At 69.2% G+C, this 18,821-nt stretch carries 24 protein-coding genes; 15 read left to right on the forward strand and 9 right to left on the reverse strand.

What is annotated here, in order from left to right; translation table 11 throughout:
• Positions 1 to 57: 57 nt before the first annotated feature.
• The 8 genes from PK98_RS02695 to PK98_RS02730 form a co-directional block, all read right to left on the reverse strand.
• Positions 58 to 798, reverse strand: coding sequence for a sigma-70 family RNA polymerase sigma factor (locus tag PK98_RS02695; protein WP_039094086.1), 741 nt, complete (start codon positions 796 to 798; stop codon positions 58 to 60).
• Positions 795 to 2,831 carry a flagellar biosynthesis protein FlhA gene (locus tag PK98_RS02700; protein WP_152608594.1) on the reverse strand — a complete coding sequence of 679 codons (2,037 nt, stop codon included), beginning with the start codon at positions 2,829 to 2,831 and terminating at the stop codon, positions 795 to 797. Before PK98_RS02700 ends, PK98_RS02695 begins: the two co-directional genes overlap by 4 nt.
• Positions 2,832 to 2,923: 92 nt before the next feature.
• On the reverse strand, positions 2,924 to 3,781 hold the full coding sequence (locus tag PK98_RS02705; RefSeq protein WP_235425376.1) for a lytic transglycosylase domain-containing protein: 858 nt from the start codon (positions 3,779 to 3,781) through the stop codon (positions 2,924 to 2,926).
• A gap of 56 nt (positions 3,782 to 3,837) precedes the next feature.
• A complete protein-coding gene (locus PK98_RS02710; protein ID WP_235425377.1) occupies positions 3,838 to 4,161 on the reverse strand; it encodes a hypothetical protein in 324 nt (107 codons plus the stop codon).
• Positions 4,158 to 4,448, reverse strand: coding sequence for a flagellar biosynthesis anti-sigma factor FlgM (locus PK98_RS02715; RefSeq protein ID WP_081996007.1), 291 nt, complete (start codon positions 4,446 to 4,448; stop codon positions 4,158 to 4,160). Before PK98_RS02715 ends, PK98_RS02710 begins: the two co-directional genes overlap by 4 nt.
• 89 nt (positions 4,449 to 4,537) lie before the next feature.
• Positions 4,538 to 5,059 carry a flagella basal body P-ring formation protein FlgA gene (locus PK98_RS02720; RefSeq protein WP_039094088.1) on the reverse strand — a complete coding sequence of 174 codons (522 nt, stop codon included), beginning with the start codon at positions 5,057 to 5,059 and terminating at the stop codon, positions 4,538 to 4,540.
• 45 nt (positions 5,060 to 5,104) lie between these two features.
• A complete protein-coding gene (locus PK98_RS02725) occupies positions 5,105 to 5,485 on the reverse strand; it encodes a hypothetical protein (RefSeq protein WP_052207951.1) in 381 nt (126 codons plus the stop codon).
• Positions 5,482 to 6,135, reverse strand: a complete 654-nt coding sequence (locus tag PK98_RS02730; RefSeq protein WP_039094090.1) for a MotA/TolQ/ExbB proton channel family protein — start codon at positions 6,133 to 6,135, stop codon at positions 5,482 to 5,484. Before PK98_RS02730 ends, PK98_RS02725 begins: the two co-directional genes overlap by 4 nt.
• Positions 6,136 to 6,316: 181 nt before the next feature.
• On the opposite strand from PK98_RS02730, the gene PK98_RS02735 reads away from it, so the two are divergent.
• Genes PK98_RS02735 through PK98_RS02795 form a run of 13 tightly spaced genes read left to right on the forward strand, consistent with a single transcriptional unit; the run spans position 6,317 to position 15,803 of the window.
• A complete protein-coding gene (locus PK98_RS02735) occupies positions 6,317 to 6,664 on the forward strand; it encodes a flagellar basal body rod protein FlgB (RefSeq protein ID WP_039094092.1) in 348 nt (115 codons plus the stop codon).
• Positions 6,665 to 6,668: 4 nt separating this feature from the next.
• Positions 6,669 to 7,073 carry a flagellar basal body rod protein FlgC gene (gene flgC, locus PK98_RS02740; protein ID WP_039094094.1) on the forward strand — a complete coding sequence of 135 codons (405 nt, stop codon included), beginning with the start codon at positions 6,669 to 6,671 and terminating at the stop codon, positions 7,071 to 7,073.
• Positions 7,070 to 7,345, forward strand: a complete 276-nt coding sequence (locus PK98_RS02745; protein ID WP_039094096.1) for a flagellar hook assembly protein FlgD — start codon at positions 7,070 to 7,072, stop codon at positions 7,343 to 7,345. Before flgC ends, PK98_RS02745 begins: the two co-directional genes overlap by 4 nt.
• 30 nt (positions 7,346 to 7,375) lie before the next feature.
• Positions 7,376 to 8,188, forward strand: a complete 813-nt coding sequence (locus PK98_RS02750; RefSeq protein ID WP_039094098.1) for a flagellar hook-basal body complex protein — start codon at positions 7,376 to 7,378, stop codon at positions 8,186 to 8,188.
• A gap of 9 nt (positions 8,189 to 8,197) precedes the next feature.
• Entirely contained in the window at positions 8,198 to 8,938 is a 741-nt protein-coding gene (locus PK98_RS02755) for a flagellar basal body rod protein FlgF (RefSeq protein WP_039094100.1), read from the forward strand.
• 25 nt (positions 8,939 to 8,963) lie between these two features.
• Positions 8,964 to 9,752 carry a flagellar basal-body rod protein FlgG gene (gene flgG, locus PK98_RS02760; RefSeq protein WP_039094102.1) on the forward strand — a complete coding sequence of 263 codons (789 nt, stop codon included), beginning with the start codon at positions 8,964 to 8,966 and terminating at the stop codon, positions 9,750 to 9,752.
• Between the two features lie 5 nt (positions 9,753 to 9,757).
• The gene (locus PK98_RS02765) at positions 9,758 to 10,411 is read left to right on the forward strand and encodes a flagellar basal body L-ring protein FlgH (protein WP_039094104.1); all 654 of its coding nucleotides are present in this window, start codon (positions 9,758 to 9,760) and stop codon (positions 10,409 to 10,411) included.
• Entirely contained in the window at positions 10,411 to 11,514 is a 1,104-nt protein-coding gene (locus tag PK98_RS02770; RefSeq protein WP_039094106.1) for a flagellar basal body P-ring protein FlgI, read from the forward strand. Before PK98_RS02765 ends, PK98_RS02770 begins: the two co-directional genes overlap by 1 nt.
• Positions 11,511 to 11,807: a rod-binding protein gene (locus PK98_RS02775; RefSeq protein ID WP_039094108.1), complete on the forward strand. Its 297-nt coding sequence runs from the start codon at positions 11,511 to 11,513 to the stop codon at positions 11,805 to 11,807. The genes PK98_RS02770 and PK98_RS02775 overlap by 4 nt, the downstream gene beginning before the upstream one ends.
• Before the next feature lie 3 nt (positions 11,808 to 11,810).
• Positions 11,811 to 13,148 carry a flagellar hook-associated protein FlgK gene (gene flgK, locus PK98_RS02780; RefSeq protein WP_039094110.1) on the forward strand — a complete coding sequence of 446 codons (1,338 nt, stop codon included), beginning with the start codon at positions 11,811 to 11,813 and terminating at the stop codon, positions 13,146 to 13,148.
• Positions 13,148 to 14,062 carry a flagellin N-terminal helical domain-containing protein gene (locus PK98_RS02785; protein ID WP_039094112.1) on the forward strand — a complete coding sequence of 305 codons (915 nt, stop codon included), beginning with the start codon at positions 13,148 to 13,150 and terminating at the stop codon, positions 14,060 to 14,062. The genes flgK and PK98_RS02785 overlap by 1 nt, the downstream gene beginning before the upstream one ends.
• A gap of 42 nt (positions 14,063 to 14,104) precedes the next feature.
• Positions 14,105 to 14,968 carry a flagellar motor stator protein MotA gene (gene motA, locus PK98_RS02790; RefSeq protein ID WP_039094114.1) on the forward strand — a complete coding sequence of 288 codons (864 nt, stop codon included), beginning with the start codon at positions 14,105 to 14,107 and terminating at the stop codon, positions 14,966 to 14,968.
• A gap of 1 nt (position 14,969) precedes the next feature.
• Positions 14,970 to 15,803, forward strand: a complete 834-nt coding sequence (locus PK98_RS02795) for a flagellar motor protein MotB (protein WP_039094116.1) — start codon at positions 14,970 to 14,972, stop codon at positions 15,801 to 15,803.
• Here PK98_RS02795 and PK98_RS02800 read toward each other — a convergent pair.
• Complete coding sequence (locus PK98_RS02800; protein ID WP_039094118.1) at positions 15,800 to 16,474, reverse strand: HAD-IA family hydrolase; 675 nt, start codon at positions 16,472 to 16,474, stop codon at positions 15,800 to 15,802. The genes PK98_RS02795 and PK98_RS02800 overlap by 4 nt on opposite strands.
• A 71-nt stretch (positions 16,475 to 16,545) precedes the next feature.
• Between PK98_RS02800 and glmU the strand changes: the two genes are divergently transcribed.
• On the forward strand, positions 16,546 to 17,910 hold the full coding sequence (gene glmU / locus PK98_RS02805; RefSeq protein ID WP_039096155.1) for a bifunctional UDP-N-acetylglucosamine diphosphorylase/glucosamine-1-phosphate N-acetyltransferase GlmU: 1,365 nt from the start codon (positions 16,546 to 16,548) through the stop codon (positions 17,908 to 17,910).
• Positions 17,911 to 18,005: 95 nt separating this feature from the next.
• Complete coding sequence (locus PK98_RS02810) at positions 18,006 to 18,788, forward strand: SDR family NAD(P)-dependent oxidoreductase (protein ID WP_039094120.1); 783 nt, start codon at positions 18,006 to 18,008, stop codon at positions 18,786 to 18,788.
• Positions 18,789 to 18,821 lie beyond the last annotated feature (33 nt).

Here is an 18,821-nt window from a genome sequence, read left to right on the forward strand (position 1 = left end):
TGACGGATCTGGATGGCGTCACAATCGAGGTCGGCCCGGCCATCCAGCAACCGTCCTTCATTCCCGCAGCGCGCTCCGCAGCTGCTTGAGCGCGGATGCCTTCAGCTGATGAACCCGCGGCACGCTGACCTCCAGCACGGCGGCGATCTCCGCCAGGTTCATCTCCTCCACGAAATACAGCTTGATCACCAGTTGCAGCCGTTCCGGCAGGTCGGCGATGGCCGTGACAAGCCGTGACCGGTCCTCCTGCGCCAGCAGGACCTGCTCCGCCGTCGCGTCATCGGCGGCAAAGCGGGTGTCGGCATCGGAATAGCACTCGTCGATCGAACCTACAGTGATCGGTCCCGCCTCGTCGCGCAGTTGCTGCGCTTCCTCGGCCGAAAGGCCCAACGCACCTGCCAGTTCAGCCAGATCCGGCTCGCGCCCGAGTTGCGCCCGCAGGCCAGCTACCGCCTTCTCCAGCCGCAGGCGGCGCATCCGCTGTCCGCGCGGTTCGGCGGAGCAGCTGCGCAGCAGGTCCACCATGGCCCCGCGCACGCGCAGCTTGGCATAGGCGGCGAAACCATCTTCCGTCGGCCCGCCATGCTTCTGCGCACATTCGGTCAGCGCAACCAGGCCGGCCTGCATCAGGTCGTCCACGTCCAGCGCACCGCTGGCGCTGCCCGACAGATGCCAGGCGAGCCGGCGGACCATCGGCAGGAAGCGGGTCACGCGATCGGCAACCTCGTCACCGCGGTAGGACCGTTCGGCACGCATGCCGGCGTGGCGGGATAGGGGAACAGGGGCGTAGTACATCATGCGGCCAGCGGCTCCTCTGTCGCGGGGTGGGCCAGTGCGGGTGGGGCAGGTTCCTTGCCGCCGACGATCCCGATCACCTCGATCGGCTGGGTCGGTGGCAGCTCGGCGATGGACAGGACGGTGCAGGCGGGTGCCCGCAGCTTCAGCAGCGCGGCCAGCGGGCGGCGGGCGCGGGGCTGCACGATCAGCGCGGCATGGCGTCCGCCCGGCAGGGTGGCGGCGATCGCGGCCACCCGTTCCCCGATGGAGCGGGCAAGGTCGGGTTCCAGCACCAGCTGACCGCTCAGCGGATCGTGCAGGCCGCCGACCACCATCTCCTCCAGCTCGGCCGCGAGGGTAATGACCGGCAACACCTCGTCCGGCTGGCACAGGGCGCCAACCAGCAGCGGACCCAGATCGGCCCGGATCATGTCGAGCAGCCGATCGTGCTCCAGCGTGACCTGCACCGCCTGCGACAGGCTGGCGAGCACCGGCAGGGGATGCGCGAACGGGATGCCGTCGGCCAGCAGGGCGCGCAGCAGGCGGGTCAGGGCGGCCAGGCTCAGCGGGGCAGGGGTGATGGTGTCGATCAGCTGCGCATTGCGTTCGCGCACCAGGTCGATCAGCTCGCGCACCTGGTCGGGTCCCAGCAGGTCGTGTGCCCGCACGCTCAGCAACTGGTTCACATGCGTGGCAACCACGCTTTCCAGGTCGACCACCAGGTAGCCTTCTGCCACGGCCAGGTCGCGCATGGCCGGGTCGATCCATAGGGCCGGGCAGTTGAAGCTGGGATCCAGCGTCGGCTCGCCCTGCACCAGGCTGCTGCGGCCCACCTGTCCGGTGTCGATCGCCAGCAGGCGGCCGAGGCGCAGCGTAGCGGCGCCGAGCGGCGCACCGCCCAGGGTGATGCGGTAGCGGTCAGGTGCGAGATCGAAGCTGTCACGGATGCGGAATTGCGGGACGATGAAGCCGAAGCTTTGGCACATCTGCTTGCGCAGGCCGGTCAGCCGGCTGACCAGCGGAGCGCCGCGGGCCTCGTCCGCCAGCTGCACCAGGCCATAACCCAGCTCGATCGTCACCATGGCGCGTTCGGATACGTCGGCAATGGTGATGCGCGCCGGATCGGGTACGGGTTCGGGCACGATGGCGTTGGAGGCAGCGATCGCGCGGCTCTGGCTCAGCTTGCGCCACAGCAGCAGGGTGGCGGCGGCGAGCGGCAGGAACAGGGTCTGCGGCATGGCCGGGATCATGCCCAGCGCCGCCAGGATCAGGCCGACCGGCAGCCAGATGCGCGGGTCCGCCAGCTGTCCGCCGATCTGGCCGGACAGATCGCGCGTGTCGGACACGCGGGTGACGATCACCGCCGCCGCAATCGACAGCAGCAGCGCGGGAACGGACGCGACCAGCGCGTCGCCGACCGCCAGCGTGACGTACAGCTCGCCCGCCTCGCCGGCGGACAGGCCGTGGCTGACCATGCCCAGCACCAGCCCGCCGATGATGTTGACCGCCAGGATCAGCAGCGCGGCGACCGCGTCACCTTTCACGAACTTGCTGGCGCCATCCATGCTGCCGTAGAAATCGGCCTCGGTGGCGACCTCGCGGCGGCGGGCCTTGGCCTCCTCCGCAGTCAGCAGCCCGGCGGCGAGGTCGGCGTCGATCGCCATCTGCTTGCCCGGCAGCGCGTCCAGCGTGAAGCGGGCGGACACTTCGGAGACGCGGCCCGCACCCTTGGTCACCACCACCAGGTTGATGATCATCAGGATCAGGAACACGAACAGGCCGACCGCAAAGTTGCCGCCGATCAGGAAGGCACCGAACGCCTCGATTACCATGCCGGCGGCGGCCTCGCCCTCATGCCCGTTCAGCAGCACCACGCGGGTGGAGGCGACGTTCAGCGCCAGGCGCAGCAGGGTGGCGAACAGCACGACAGAAGGGAAGGCGGAGAAATCGAGTGGCTTTTCCGCATTGATTGCCGCCATCAGCACAGCGACCGACAGGGCGATGTTCAGCACGAAGAACACGTCCAGTACCAGCGCCGGTATCGGCATCACCATCAGCACGATGATGGTCAGGATCGCGCCCGGCAGGGCGAGGGTCGGCGGCAGGAAGCGGTTCACGCCGCGCGGCGCGACGAAGGAGGCGGTGGTCACAGGTTGAAGGCCTTGAGCCGGTCGTAAGCGGCATCGGCCCGGGCCAGCGCCCGGCCGGACATGGCCGTGTCACCCGTGCCGAAGGTCGCCCGCAGCGTGTCTGCCATGGACGGTCGCGAGGCAGGAGCGCTGGTCGCACCGTTGCCCATGCTGGCCAGCCGGAAGGATGCCGGCCGGCTGCTGGTCGGCAAGGCGTTGCCGCCGCCGGGCTGCCAGCCGGTGCCGCCCTCCATGGCACTGGCGACCTTGCTGCGCAGCAGGCCCATCACTTCGCCCACGGAGCGCGGGCCGGCAGTGCCGTGGAAGATGGCACGGTTGCTGGCGGCGGCGTCGGGGAACAGGGCAGCGGCAGACTGGCCGGGGTCGGTGTGCAGCGCCCCTAGGAACTGCCGGGCGCCCGCCTGCCCCATGAAGTGCGCCAGGTACAGCTCGGCCGCGTCAGGTTCGCGCCCCAGCACGCCGCGCAATGCGCCGGCATTGTCGCGCGCCAGCTCCGCCGCCATCATGGCGGAGGCATCGGCGTCGTAGCGCAGCGCCATCACCGCGCGCGCCATCGCCGGATCGTCCACCCGTGCGCGGCCGCCATCCCGGCTGATCGCGGCTTCGGCCCAGCCCAGGCCATGCGCCGCGCCATGCTTGTCCAGCGTGTCGAGCCAGGTGCCGGACACGAACTGGAACAGGCCGGCCGCGCTGCTGGTGCGGGCCTGCGCGTTGGTGTCCAGCCCGGATTCGATCCGCGCCTGCGCCATCAGGTAATCGAAGTTGACGCCGGTCGCGGCGGCGGCGCGGGCGATCGCTTCATGCGGGTCGCCGACCGCGGTGCCGCCCGGCTGGGCGGCGGTAATCGTGGGCACTCGTGATCCCCTCTGCTTGGGTTCCTGCAGAGGAGATCAGCAAGGGTCGTGCCAGATCAGTGCGCGGGGATTGCCCGGTGATATAGCTTCACCGATCCGGTCAGCGCGGCGAAGCGCGCGGCCATGTTGGTGGCGATCAGGTTGCGCAGCCGGCGATTGGTCTCGTTCACCCGGCGCACCGCATCCAGCAGGCCCAGGCATTCGTCATCCAGCGCGGCCGCGTCGGTGGCGGACAGCTGGTCGCACATGTCCAGCTTGCCCTGCGCACAGGTCAGGATGCGTTCCAGGTCCAGCCCGGCAAGTGCCTGCCGCTCGCCTTCCAGCAGGGCAAGCATCTGCCGCAGGCGCGTGGCGGTGTCGGTGTGGAAGGCGGAGATCATGCATTGTCTCGCTTGAGGTGGCCAGCGGCGATCATCGCATCGGCGATCGCCCCCGGCTCCAGGGAATAGTCGCCCCGCCTGATCGCTTCGCGGATAGCGCGAACCCGCCCGGTATCGATCGGCGTCTCGCCGGCAGCAGACAGCCGCGCGGCGATCGACGCCTCGACGTCCGGCGGGGCTGGCGTGGCGCTGCCGGTGTCGGTGCGGGCTGCGCTCACCTTGGCGAGTGGTTGCAACGGTATGATCCGCTGCGGGGCAATGGGTCTGGCATTTTCGATCGGTTTCATCGCGCGTGCTCCGGCGATCAGCTATCGAATGCACAGAACGGCAGCGATGCCAGCCTTTATAGGGGCACTGGCGGCAGAGTGTTGCCGATCTACGGCATTTCCATGCCGACCAGGCCCGGCCGGATCACACGGGCGCGCATGGGCTCCGCATCGCGCCCGGCGGGGCGCACTCGGATCCAGTCGCCGACGGCGCCCGCCTCCATCGCCTCCGCCTGCCGCTGGAGCGCAAAGCCGCGACCGCGCAGCGCGACGGTCACCGTCTCTCCGCGTGCCACCACCTTCTGAGCGGATGCGGATGCGGATGCGAATGCAGATGCCGCGGCTTGCGGCGTGGATGTCAGGGGCACGAACAGTCGCCAGCCTGCGACCGGGCAGCGGACCAGCACGCTCGCCTGCCCGCCGCCATGCATTTCCAGCGTCAGCGGCTGCGGGCAGGCGGCCAGCCGCAACCGGCGATCGACCGGCTGGCGCGCGCCGCCGGGCTCGCCGATGCCGTGGCCGGTGAAGTTCGCCACGGCACCGTCGATGGCGCCCGGATCGACCACCGGATTGGCCAGGGCGGTGGCCGGCAGCACCGCGCAGGCGGCGGCAAGAAAGAACAGGGATCGCATGAAGGCTCCTTGGTGGTTGGCACCTTCGGAGCAAGCATCATGCCATCAGGGCACGCGATCATAGGCAAGGATGGCGATGACACCCGTGGTCTGTTCTGCAGTTCGCGGCTGGATCACCACGCGGGCATCCGGCAGGTCCGCCGCCAGCGCGAGCGCTCGTCCGCTGTCGACGGGCGCAGCGAGCAGGGTCAGTTGCAGCCGGGGATCACGCTGCTCGCTCGCCAGCCATTCGGCCAGTGGAGGCGCATCCGGCTTGTCGCGCCAGATCGCGGCAGGCGTGCCGACCTGCGGCGGCGTGACGGAGACAGGCGCAGGCGCAGCGTCCGGGCGGTCCAGAGCGGAGGCGGCGACCAGGAACAGGATCAGCGCCAGGTCAGCCAGCATGGTCTGCCATCCGCCCAGGCCGGCACGTGCGCCGGGAATCATGCTGCGATGTCGGCGTCAGAGGCATGCATCGTCGCGGAGGCCACACTCTGCCGCACGGCACGGGCCAGCCACTCGACCACCGCCTGCCGTTCCGTATCTTCGTGCGCCGCTCGCCGGGCGATCGCGGCGGCAAGCGGCGCGCAGATGAAATGCGCCAGTACCAGGCCGTACAGGGTGGTGGTCACCGCACCGCCGATCGCATCGGCATAGGTGCTGCCACCGGCCACCGCGCCGGTCAGCCCGCTCATCGCCAGCAACGTGCCGGCAAGGCCCAGCACCGGCGCCAGCTCGGTCGCCTGGTCCAGCACGTTTCCGGCGACCGCGGCGTCGCCCGCCCGGTCGCGACCGAGACGCGCATGGGTGGCCAGCAGCCCGTCCACCGATCGGGAGCGGATCAGCGCATCGGTCGCCCGGTCGAACTCGCCATCGCTGACCGATCGCATCCGCGCCCGGATCAGCCCGTCGGCATCGATGTCGCCGATCTGCGCGGCCAGTCGCTGGCGGATGGTGACGGGGTCGAATCGCCTTCGCGTCAGCCCGGCAATCGCCCGCAAGGTGATGCGCAGCTCCGCCGCGCCGCAGCGCAGCGCCGTGGCGGCCAGCGTGCCGCCGGCCACCATGATGGCCGATGCGGGATCGAGAATGTCCATGCACGTCAGAACGGCAGCGGGGCAGCGGCTTTCAGGCCGGGGCGGACACTTGCCGGACAGCGGCAAGCGCTTGCCGGCCGCAGCCATGCGCCGGTGCGAAAGCGCAATTGGCACGTCCCTTGCTGAACAGCTCCACGATACCGCCGCACAGGCGGGCAACCGGAACGGAGCACCTTCTGACATGAGCCAATCCCTGTTCGGCATCCACGGCGCGGCGCTGGAGGTTCGCTCGCACCGCATGGGCGTGCTGGCGTCCAACATCGCCAATGCCGCGACGCCTGGATACAAGGCGCAGGACATTGACTTCGGCGGTGCGCTGCAGGCCCGCCTGGCGGGTGCGGATGGCGAGGCCGCGATCGGCGGGGCCACCCTGTATCGCCGCCCCGTGATGTCCAGCTTGGACGGCAACACCGTGGAGATGGCGACCGAGCAGGCCGCCTTTGCCGAGAACGCCGTCGGCTATTCCGCCACGCTCGGCTTCCTGAAGGGGCGGGTCGAAACCGTCACCCGCGCGATCCGGGGCGAGTAGGGCGATGCCGAACCCCACGACCCTGTTCCAGCTGGGGCACCAGGCGATGTCGGCGCAGCTGGTGCGCATGAACGCCGCCGCCTCCAACCTCGCCAATGCGGGCAGCGTCTCGCAGACGGAGCAGGGCGCGTACCGCCCGGTGCGCGCCGTGTTCGCGCAGGCGCTGGACCGGCAGACCGGCCTCAGCACCGTCAATGTCGCCACTGTCGCCCGCGCCGATGTCGCGCCTGCCCGCCGCTACGACCCGGGTCATCCGCTGGCGGACGAGCAGGGCGAGGTCTGGGTCAGCCCGGTCGATGAGAACGAGGAGATGGTCGAGATGCTCGAGGCCTCCCGCCAGTACCGCAACATGGTGGAGGCCCTGTCCACCGCCAAGCAACTGATGCTCGAAACCATGAGGATGAAATGAGCCTTTCCACCATCACCCAGCTGCAGAACGCCACCGCCACCAGCCGCCCGGAGAAGGCCGGCACCGGCCGCGGGCTGGAGAGCCTGGGGCAGGCAGATTTCCTGGCGCTGATGACCACCCAGCTGCAGCAGCAGGACCCGTTCGCCCCGGTCGATAACACCCAGATGCTGGCGCAGATGGCGCAGTTCTCCAGTCTCGCCACCATGACCGACGTCAGCGCCGAGCTGGCGAAGATCTCCGCCAAGCTCGACCGCCTGACCCCCAAGACCTGATCCCGCCACCCCGATCCAGGAGCAAGCCGCATGTCCTACTACACCTCCATCAGCGGGCTGAAGAACGCCCAGACCGACCTTGGCGTCATCGCCCACAACATCGCCAACACGGAAACGAACGGCTTCAAGAAGTCGAATGCCAGCTTCTCCGACGTGGTCGCCCGCTCGGCCATGTCCGACCCGCGCAAGACAATGGGCATCGGCGCCCGGCTGCAGTCGATCACGCAGAACTTCTCGCTCGGCTCGACCGAGCAGACCGGCTCCGCGCTGGACCTGGCGATCAACGGCAGCGGGTTCTTCGCGCTGAAGGCGGCGGAGGATGGTTCCATGAGCTATACCCGCAACGGCGCACTGGAACTGGACCGCAACGGCTACATCAACGACGGATCGGACAACCGGCTGCAGGTGTTCGCGGTGGATGCCAATGGCGCCGTCACCAGCACCACGCCGGTGGATGCGCTGATCCCCGCCACCAATGCCGGCGGGGCCGAGTTCGTCGGTCTGACGATCCGCGAGGATGGTCTGGTGACCGCCAACTATGCCGACAGCTCCGTCAACCCGGTCGGCCGGGTGGCGCTGGCCAATTTTGCGTCGACCACCGGCCTGCAGCAGGTCGGATCGACCAAGTGGGAGGCGACCGGCCTGTCGGGCCAGCCGACCTATGGTGAGGCAGGGGTCGGCATGAACGGTTCGCTGCTGTCGGGTACGCTGGAGCGGTCGAACGTCGACATCGCGGAGGAACTGGTCGGCCTGATCAGCGCGCAGCGCAACTTCCAGGCCAATGCCAAGGCGATCGACACCGCCACCCGCATCACCGAAACCATCATCAACCTGCGCACCTGAGGCTGATCGATGGACCGCCTCATCTACACCGCGCTGTCCGGCATGCGCGCCTCCATGGACCAGCAGCGGGTCACCGCCAGCAACATGGCCAACGCCCAGACCATCGGCTTCCGCGCGGAGGAGCTGGATCGCCGCCCCGTCACCCTGCGTGGCGAGGCACTGGAAGTGCGCGCCATGCAGAAGGGCGAGGTGCGCGGCGCGGACATGCGGGCGGGCGAGGTGGTCCAGACCGGCAACCCGCTGGACGTGGCGCTGAACGGCGACGCATTGCTGGCGGTGCAGGCGCCCGACGGCAGCGAGGCCTACACGCGTCGCGGCGACCTGACGGTCGATGCGGCGGGCATGCTGACCAATGGCGAAGGGTTCCTGGTGCTGGGCGCCGATGGTCCGATCAGCCTGCCGCCCAATGCGCAGCCGCAGCTGGCAGCCGATGGCAGCATCACCGTGCGCGACCCGGCGCAACCCGCCGCGCCACCGCAGGATGCCGGCCGGATCAAGCTGGCCAGCGCCACCGGCAGCCAGGTGCTGAAGGGGCTGGATGGCCTGTTCCGCGTGGTCGGCGGCGGCATGCTGCCGGCGGACGAGCAGGCCACGCTGGTCACGGCTGCGCTGGAACAGTCGAACGTCAATTCATCGGAGGTGCTGGTGGAGATGATCGACGCGCAGCGCCTGTTTGCCATGCGCACCAAGCTGATCGCCACCGCAGGCGAGCTCGATGAAAGCGGCGCTTCCCTGATGCGCCTCGGCTGACCGAAACACGAAGGAAAACGCACACATGCCTACCAACGCACTCCAGGTCGCCAGCACCGGGCTAGAGGCCCAGGGCCACCGCATGCAGGTGATCGCCAACAACCTGGCCAACGTCGCCACCACCGGCTTCAAGCGGGACCGCGCCAATTTCGCCACGCTCGCCTATCAGGATGCGCGGGTCGCCGGGCAGCGGTCTTCCGCGCAGACCGCCTATGCCACCGGGCTGAACCTGGGCACCGGCGTCGCGCTGCAATCGACCAGCCAGATCGTGACCCAGGGCACGCTGAACATGACCGACCAGGCCTACGACCTGGCGCTGGATGGCAATGGCTATTTCCAGGTGGAGCGGCCCGATGGCCAGCTGGCCTATACCCGCGCCGGCAATTTCGCGCTGACCGCCGATGGCCAGCTGGTGACGCAGCAGGGCTTCGCAGTGCAGCCGAGCATCACCGTGCCGGAGGGGGCGACCGGCGTCAGCATCGCGCCGGACGGGACCGTCACCGCGATCATGCCGAACCAGGCGGAACCGTCCGAGCTGGGCCAGCTGCAGGTCGCCAACTTCACCAACCCGGCCGGCCTGCGGGCGATCGGCGACAACTTCCTGCTGGAAACCGCCGCCAGCGGCCCGGCGCAGCTGGCCGCCGGCGGCGAGCAGGGGCGCGGCAATATCCGGCAGGGCATGCTGGAGGGCAGCAACGTCAACATCGTGGAGGAACTGGTCGCGATGATTGAATGTCAGCGCGCCTACGAGATCAATTCGAAGATGGTCTCCGCCGTCGACGAGATGCTGCAGAACGCGAACCAGACGCTGTGACCGCCATGCGCTTCCCCCTCATCCTGGCACTGCTGCTGGCCGGCTGCGGCGGCGTGGGCCAGCGGCCGCTGGGCTACATGCCCGTGCTGCCGCCGACACCCGTGCCAGCTCCGTCCACGGCGGATGGCAACGGCGCCATCTTCCAGGCGGCCAACGGCTACGCCCCGCTCTATCGCGGTTACCGCGCGCAGGGGATCGGCGATCTGGTCACCGTGCGGCTGGTGGAGGTGACCAGCACGGTGAAATCGGCCAGCAGCCAGACGCAGCGGGACGGCGGCATCAGCGTCTCGCCACCGGCCACCGGGCCGTTCTCCTTCAACCCGGCCGGGGTTAATTCCGGCGCGTCCTCGTCGTTCAATGGCGGGGGCGACGCGGCCCAGCAGAGCAGGCTGCAAGGGGACATCACCGTGACCATCGTCGATGTCCGCCCCAACGGCACTGCGCTGGTGCGCGGCGAGAAGCAGATGGCGTTCAGCCAGGGCGAGGAATGGATCCAGCTGTCCGGCGTCATCCGGCTGGCGGATGTCGGCCCCGGCAACGACGTGCTCTCCACCCGCGTGGCCGATGCCCGCATCACCTATGGCGGGCGCGGATCGGTGCAGCAGTCCAGCCGGCAGGGCTGGCTGACCAGCTTCTTCAACCTGGTGAGCCCGTTCTGATGCGCACCCTGCGACATATCCTGTTCGCCGCCGCCGCAACCTGCGCCGCGCTGGCCAGCCCCGCCGCGGCGGAACGCGTGCGTGACCTGGGCGCGTTCCAGTCGGTCCGCGGCAACCAGCTGACCGGTTATGGCATAGTGGTCGGGCTGGACGGCACGGGCGACGACAACTTCGCCTACACGGCGGAGGCGATGCGGGGCGTCACCAACCGGCTGGGCTTTCAGCTGCCGCCGGGCGTGAATCCGGCGTTGCGCAATGCCGCGGCGGTGATGATCACCGCCGACCTGCCCGCCTTCGCCAAGCCGGGCCAGCGGATCGACATCACCGTTTCCGCCATCGGCCGCGCCCGCTCGCTGCGGGGCGGGGCACTGATCATGAGCCCGCTCTATGGCGCGGACGGGCAGATCTACGCCATGGCGCAGGGCAGCCTCGCCGTGGGCGGCCTCGGCGTGACCGGCCGCGACGGGTCCAGCCTGACGGTCAACGTGCCGACCGTGGGCCGAATTCCCGAAGGCGCCACGGTGGAACGCGGCGTGGCGGTCGCCTTCGAGACACAGCCGCTGCTGCGCTGGAACCTGTTCCAGGCCGATTTCCTGACCATCTCCCGCGTGCGTGATGCCATCAACAGCCGCCTGCCCGGTGCCGCATCGGTGGAGGATGGCGCCACGCTGGCGCTGGCGCTGCCGGCCGGCGCCGACCTGCGCGCAGGCCTGATGGCGGAGATCGAGATGCTGGACGTGAACCCGGCGGAGGCCGCCGCGCGCGTGGTGGTCAACAGCCGCACCGGCACCGTGGTCATCTCCAGCGCGGTGCGCCTCGCCCCCGCCGCAATCAGCCATGGCAGCCTGGTGGTGCGGGTGGAGGAGACCCCCCGCGTGGTGCAGCCCGAACCGTTCGGCAATGGCCGTACGGCGGTGGAGGAGGACTCCGCCGTCAGCATCGAGGAGGAGGGCAGCCGCGTCGCCCTGTTCGAACCCGGCGCCAGCCTGGCGGAGGTGGTCGATGCGCTGAACATGCTGGGCACCACCCCGTCCGACCTCGTCGCCATCCTGGAGGCGCTGAAGCAGGCTGGATCGCTCAAGGCGGAGATGCTGGTGATATGATCGCTCCTGTCCACACCGTGGCTCCGCCGAATGCGGCCAGGAGCGAGTTGCGCATTGCCGCCGAAGGGTTCGAGGCGATCATGCTGCGTCAGATGCTGGCCGCCGCGCGCGCCAGCGACATGGGTGACGACCTGTTCGGCGGCAGCGCCGGGCAGGATACCTTTGCCGAGATGCAGGACGCGCAGTTCGCGGACCTCGCCGCCGGCTCCGGCATGCTGGGCCTGGCCGACATGCTCGAAGCCCAACTCGCCCGCCCCAAATTCGCCCGACCTGGCGCGGCACAGGAGCTATAATCCATGGCCTCCGATCTTCTGACCATCGGCGCCGCCGGCGCCAAGGCCGCCCGCGCCGCGCTGGACGTGACGGCGCACAACATCGCCAATGCCTCCACCGAAGGCTACATCCGCCGCACCGCCAGGCTGGAGGAACTGGCCGGCCGCGGCACGTTCCCTTACACCAGCGACATCAGCCTGTCGGGTGCGCGGGTCGGGTCGATCCACCGCAATGCCGACGCGTTCCGCCAGGCGGAAGTGCGCCGCACCGGCAGCGACCTGGCCCGGTCCGACAAGGATCTCGCGGCTCTGCGCGAGGTCGAGGCCGCGCTGGAGGACACCGCGATCTTCGACTCCGTGGTCGAGTTCGAGGCGGCCCTGCAACAATTGTCCAACGATCCGGTCGACCCGGCCCTGCGCGCCGTCGCATTGGCCCGGGCCGATGCGATGGCCGGCAAGTTCAACATCGCCGCCCAGGGCCTGGATGCCAGCGTGGACGGGCTGCATTTCGACGCCAGGTCCGATGTCGCCCGTGCCAACGGGATCGGGGCCGAGCTGGCACGGGTCAATGTCGGCCTGTCCCGCGCGGCCAATGGCAGCACGGACAAGGCCGCCCTGCTGGACCGGCGCGACCTGTTGCTGAGCGAACTGAGCACCCATGCCGACAGCACGGCGGAGTTTGCGGGCGACGGCACGGTGACCGTGCGGCTGGGCGGCGCGGGCGGCGCGGTGTTCGTCGCCGGCAATGTCGCCGGCACGCTGGAGATGGCCGTCGCAGCCGACGACACGCTGTCCTTCGCAGTGAATGGCGCCGCCATTGCGGTCACCGGCGGCAGGCTGGCCGGCGCGCAGACGGGCGTGGTCAGCGCGAACAGCTTCCGCGCCCGGCTCGACACGCTGGCGGACGGCATCGTGCAGACGGTGAACGATGCGCAGGGCGCTGGCGTGGACCTGACCGGCGGCGCCGGCCAGCCGATCTTTGCCGGCTCAGGTGCGGCAGGCATGCGGATGGTGCTGCCCGATGGCAGCAGGATCGCCGCCGCCGCCGCCGGTGCGCCCGCCAGCAGTCGGGACGGCACGAACCTGCTGGCCCTGCGGCAGGCGGTGGCCACGCTGGACCCGGCGGGCGGCATGAACCTGCTGCTGTTCGACGCATCCGCCCTGGTGGCCGCGCGCACCCTGTCGAACGAGGCGCTGGGCACCATCGCCTCCTCCGCGAAGATTGTCCTGCAGCAACAGGCGGGTGTGGACCTGGATACGGAAGCGGCCAACCTGATCCGCTTCCAGCAGGCTTTCCAGGCCAGCAGCCGGGCCATGCAGGTGGCCAGCGACCTGTTCGATACTCTGATCGGGATCAGATAATGACCGTCAATCTTTCCACCGCATCGTTCTACGACAAGTCCAACCGGTACCTGACCGACCTGCGCGGCCAGGCGGCCAGGCTGCAGGAGCAGGCCAGCACCGGCAAGCGGCTGACCACGTCCTCCGACGATCCGGTCGCGGCCGCGCGGCTGCGTAGCCTGTCCCGCGGGGAACGGCTGGCGCAGATCGACCAGAACGGCGCAAACACCGCGATGGCGGAAATGGAGCAGGTCGGCAGCTCGCTGGATGCGACGGCGAAGATCGTCATCCGCGCGCAGGAACTGGCGCAGCAGGCGGCAAATGGCGTGCTGACACCCAGCCAGCGCACCGCACTGGGGGTGGAGGCGGCCGACCTGCGGCGCAGCCTGCTGACGATCGCCAACGGGGAGAACGGGTCGGGCCACGCGCTGTTCGGCGGGCAGGGCGCGGGCGCGGCCTATGCGGAGGTCGGCGGCGTCGTCACCTATCAGGGCAGCGGCGCCAGCAAGCCGATCGACCTGGGGGAAGGGCAGACCGTCACCCCTTCGCTGACCGGTCCGGAGGTGCTGTCCTTCACGGTGAACGGCACGGCGACGGACCTGTTTGCGGTGCTGGGCGCGCTGTCCTCCGCCTTGCAGGGGGACGGCAGCGATCCGGTGGCTGCGTCGCGCAACGCGATGGACGGGCTGTCCGCCGGTCTGGAACGGGTCACCACCGCGCAGGCGGTGATCGGTTCGCGCATGAACTGGGTCGAGCTGATGGACGAACGGCGCACCACCAATGGCGAACTGCGCGCGCAGGAGGCCAAGGATCTGGGCGCCGCCGATCTCGCCACCACCATCAGCAGGCTGCAGGAAGTGATGACCGTGCTGGAAGCCAGCCAGGCCAGCTTCGTGCGCCTCGCGAACATCTCGCTGTTCGATCAGCTTTCGTAATCTTTCGCCGTTAGCCTGGCATCCACACAAGGGCTCTGACGCATGTATGCTGCAATCGGGATAATCGTCCTGCTGGTAATGGTCTTCGGCGGGTTCGCCTTCACCGGTGGCGCGCTGGGGCCGGTGTTGCATGCCTTGCCGCACGAGATGCTGATCATCGGTGGCGCCGCGGTGGGCGCGATGATCGCGGGCAATTCGCTGCACGAGCTGAAGGCGATCGGCGCCAGCTTCGGCAAGATCTTCAAGGGGCCCCGGCATACCAAGCAGGATCACGTGGATGCCATCGCGCTGACCAGCAAGCTGATGAAGGTGCTGCGCGCCGACGGGCCGGTCGCGCTGGAATCGCATGTGACGGACCCGGCCGGCTCCACCATCTTCGCCGAATATCCCCGCCTGTTGGCCAACCGTCCGCTGACCGCGCTGATCAGCGACACGCTGACGCTGATCGTGGTGTCCTCCGGCACGCTGGAAACCCATGCGGTGGAAGACGTGATGGACAATGCCATGAAGAGCCACTTCCACGACATGCAGGAACCGCAGCATGCGTTGCAGTCGCTGGCGGATGCGTTGCCGGCGCTGGGCATCGTGGCCGCTGTGCTGGGCGTGGTGAAGACCATGGGATCGATCAGCGAGCCGCCGGAAGTGCTGGGCGGGATGATCGGATCGGCACTGGTCGGCACCTTCCTGGGCGTGCTGCTGGCCTATGGCATCGTCGGCCCGCTGGCCGGCCGGCTGAAGCAGGTGCTGGACCAGGACGAGCAGATCTTCCACGCGGTAAAGCAGGTGATCATCGCCACCCTGAACGGCTATCCGCAGCCGCTGGTGGTGGAAAGCGCGCGATCCGGGCTGGGCCACGCCTTCCGGCCCGGCCTGTCGGAGCTGCTCGACAGCCTGCGGGGCCGCTGACATGGCCGCTACGTCCCGCGGCAAAAACGATCTGCCGCCGCCCATCATCGTCAAGAAGGTCACGGTGGTCGCCGGGGGCGGCCACCATGGCGGCGCCTGGAAGGTCGCCTATGCCGATTTCGTGACCGCGATGATGGCCTTCTTCCTGCTGCTGTGGCTGCTGGGCGCCACGACGGAGAAGCAGAAGCGCGGCCTGGCGGATTATTTCACCCCCACCCTGGTCAAGACAAAGGAAGGCAGCGCCGGATCGAACAACGGCCTGCTGGGCGGATCCTCGCTGACGGAGGTGGACAAGTATCCGAACAGGCAGGGGCAGACCGGCACCCGCACCCTGACGATTCCGCGCGATGTGACCGGAGGTCCGAAGGAAGGCGCCGCCGCCATCGCCCGCATGCGGGAAAAGGTGGCGGAGAAGCTGGCCGAGAACCGCAAGCTGCAGCGATTGATGAAGCAGGTGAAGATGGTCGACACGACCGAGGGCATCCGTATCGACCTGGTGGACGATGCCGACTTCTCCATGTTCCAGCTCGGCACCACGGTGATGACGGCGGACGCGGATGCGCTGGTCAGGGCGATTGCTGCCACGGTGGCGGACGAGGCCGGGATGCTGACGGTGCGTGGCCATACCGATGCGCTGCAATGGCGCAGCGGGGCAGGCAACAACTGGGCGCTCAGCAGCGGCCGGGCGGAAGCGACGCGGCAGGCCTTCGTGCGGCACGGCATCATGCCGGGCCGGTTCCGCCGCATCGAAGGCGTTGCCGACCGGGAGCCGCTGGTGGCGGACAACCCGGCCGACCCGCGCAACCGGCGCATCTCCATCCTGCTGGGCAGCTAGAGCCGCAGCAGGGTGGGTACCAGCTGGTCGTAATGGTCGATCACCGCATCCGCCCCCAGCTCGGCCGCAGGCCGGTCGTTATAGCCGAAGGACAGCGCGACGGACGGTACCCCGGCCGCGCGCGCCGCGCCGGTATCGTAGGTGCTGTCGCCCACCATGGCGAAGCGGCCGCCGACATTGCACAGGCGGATGGCCTCGACGATCATGTCGGGGCGGGGCTTGGACCGGCCGGCCCCCAGCGTGTCACCGCCGATGATCCCGGCAAACCTGTCGGTCAGGTCCAGCTTCTCCAGCAGCAGGCGGGCGAGATGTTCCGCCTTGTTGGTCACCACCGCCAGCGCCACGCCGCGCGCGGCCAGGTCGTCCAGCGCCTGCAGGCAACCGTCATACGGCACCGTATGGTCGGCGATATGCGCGGTGTAGTGGTCCATCAGACCGGCCAGCGCCGCCTCGAACGCCCTGGCCGGCAGCGGGCCGCCAGTCAGCAGCAATCCGCGTTCGAGCATCGCGCGGGCCCCGCCGCCGATCAGGCTCACGACATCCTCCGCCGGGACGGCGGGCCGGCCGATCGCATCAAGTGCGTGCTGCAGGGCCGGGCCGAGATCGCGGGCGGAATCGACCAGCGTGCCGTCAAGGTCGAACCCGACTGCGGTGAATGGAAAGCTGTTCATCGCGGGCGCCCGTGCCCGAGCCGTCTGGAAACCGCAACCGAACGGTGGCATTGGCCCCTGCCATGAGCAACATGCCCGACGCCGCCACGCCGCTTGCCATCATCATCCTGGCCGCCGGGCGCGGCACGCGGATGCGCAGCGCCATGCACAAGGTGCTGCACCCGGTCGCGGGCCGCCCGATGATCGAACATCTGATGGCCAGCGTGGCGGAACTGGCCCCGCGTCAGGTGGTGGTGGTCACCGGCGAAGGCCGCGATCAGGTGGAGCGCCAGCTTGCCGGCCGCGCCAGCTTCGCCGTGCAGGACCAGCAGCTGGGCACCGGCCATGCGGTCGCGCAGGCGGAAGGCGCGCTGGCGGGGTTCGCCGGGGATGTGCTGGTGCTGTATGGCGACGTGCCCTTCGTCAGCGCCGCCACCATGCGGGCCATGCTCGACCGACTGCACGGGGCGGATGCGCCGGCGGTCGTTGTGCTGGGCTTCGAGCCGGCCGATCCGCTGAACTATGGGCGGGTCGTGGCGGAAGATGGCGCCATCCGGCGCATGGTGGAATACAAGGATGCCGACCCGGCCGAGCGCGCCGTGACGCTGTGCAATTCGGGCCTGCTGGCGGCGCCTGCCGCCACCCTGTTCCCGCTGCTGGCGCGTGTCGGCAACGACAATGCGCAGGGCGAATATTACCTGCCCGACATCATCAACATCGCCATCGCCGAAGGGCAGGGCTGTGCGGTGATCAGCGCCGCCGATCCGGACGAGGTCGCCGGCATCAACTCGCGGGCGGAACTCGCGCAGGCGGAGGCACGTTGGCAGGCGGGCGCCCGGGTCCGGGCGATGGATGCCGGTGCCACGCTGCTGGCGCCCGGGACGGTGTTCTTCAGCTGGGACACGCAGCTGGGCCGGGATGTCACGGTGGGCGCCAATGTGGTGTTCGGCCCCGGGGTCCGCGTGGCGGACAACGTCACCGTTCACGCGTTCTGCCATCTGGAGGGCGCGACGATTGCCAGCGGCACCGTCGTCGGACCGTTCGCCCGGCTGCGCCCCGGCACCGTGCTGGAAGAGGGCGTGCGCGTGGGCAATTTCGTGGAGGTGAAGGCCGCTGTGCTGGGCGCTGGCGCCAAGGCCAATCACCTCAGCTATATCGGCGATGCCACCGTCGGCGCGGGCGCCAATATCGGTGCCGGCACCATTACCTGCAATTATGACGGCTACTTCAAGCACCGGACCGAGATCGGACCGCGCGCTTTCATCGGCTCCAACTCCGCTCTCATCGCGCCGATCCGCATCGGCGCGGACGCGATCGTCGCCGCGGGCAGCACGGTCAGCCGTGACGTCGGCGATGGCGAGCTGCGGCTGGTACGCGCCGACCAGCTGGTGAAGCCCGGCTGGGCCGACGCCTTCCACGATGCCATGCGCCGCAAGAAGGACGCAGGCCGGGACTGATCCTGCGACCCGGCGGTGTCGTTGCCGAACAGGGAACCGGCACCGGTGCAGCACGCTTCTACGCCCGACGACGGGTTTCAGAGGATGCAGCAATCATGGCAGGCAAATTCGCAATCATTACCGGAGCTTCCACCGGCATCGGGTTCGAGCTGGCGACGCTGGCGGCCAAGGACGGGTACGACATCCTGGTCGTGGCGAACGAGGGGCTGATCAATGATGCGGCGGCCGATTTCCGACAGTTCGGCACGCAGGTCGACGCGGTCGAGGCGGACCTGTCCACCATCGAAGGCGTGGACAGCCTGCTGGCCGCCACCCAGGGCCGGCAGGTAGACCTGCTGTGCGCCAATGCCGGGCACGGCCTGGGGCACGCTTTCCTGGACCAGCCGGTCGCCGACTGGCGCCACGTGGTCGACACCAACATCACCGGCACGCTGTACCTGCTGCAGACCGTGCTGAAGCCGATGGTGGCGCGGAATGACGGCAAGGTGCTGGTGACAGGGTCCGTTGCCGGTTACATCCCGGGTTCGTTCCAGGCCGTATATAACGGCACCAAGGCCTTCGTGGACAATTTCGTGCTGGCCCTGCAGAACGAGCTGAAGGATGTGGACGGCGTCACGCTGACCAACCTGATGCCGGGGCCGACCGACACCGAGTTCTTCGAGCGGGGCGGCATGATGGACACCTCGGTCGGCACCGACCCCAAGAAGGAAGACCCGCAGGTCACCGCCCGCAACGGCTGGGATGCGCTGATGTCCGGCAAGGCCAGCGTGGTGTCCGGCTGGAAGAACAAGGTGCAGATGGCGGTCGAGGGGATCATTCCGGAGTCGGTCAAGGCCGAACAGCACCGCAAGATGGCGGAGCCCGGCAGCGCCGACTGAGCCCGGGACCTGCGCGGCGGACCCCGGAAGGTC

Origin of the sequence: Croceibacterium mercuriale (genome assembly GCF_000802385.1) — a bacterium.
In the GTDB taxonomy this organism is placed as follows: Bacteria; Pseudomonadota; Alphaproteobacteria; order Sphingomonadales; family Sphingomonadaceae; genus Croceibacterium; species Croceibacterium mercuriale.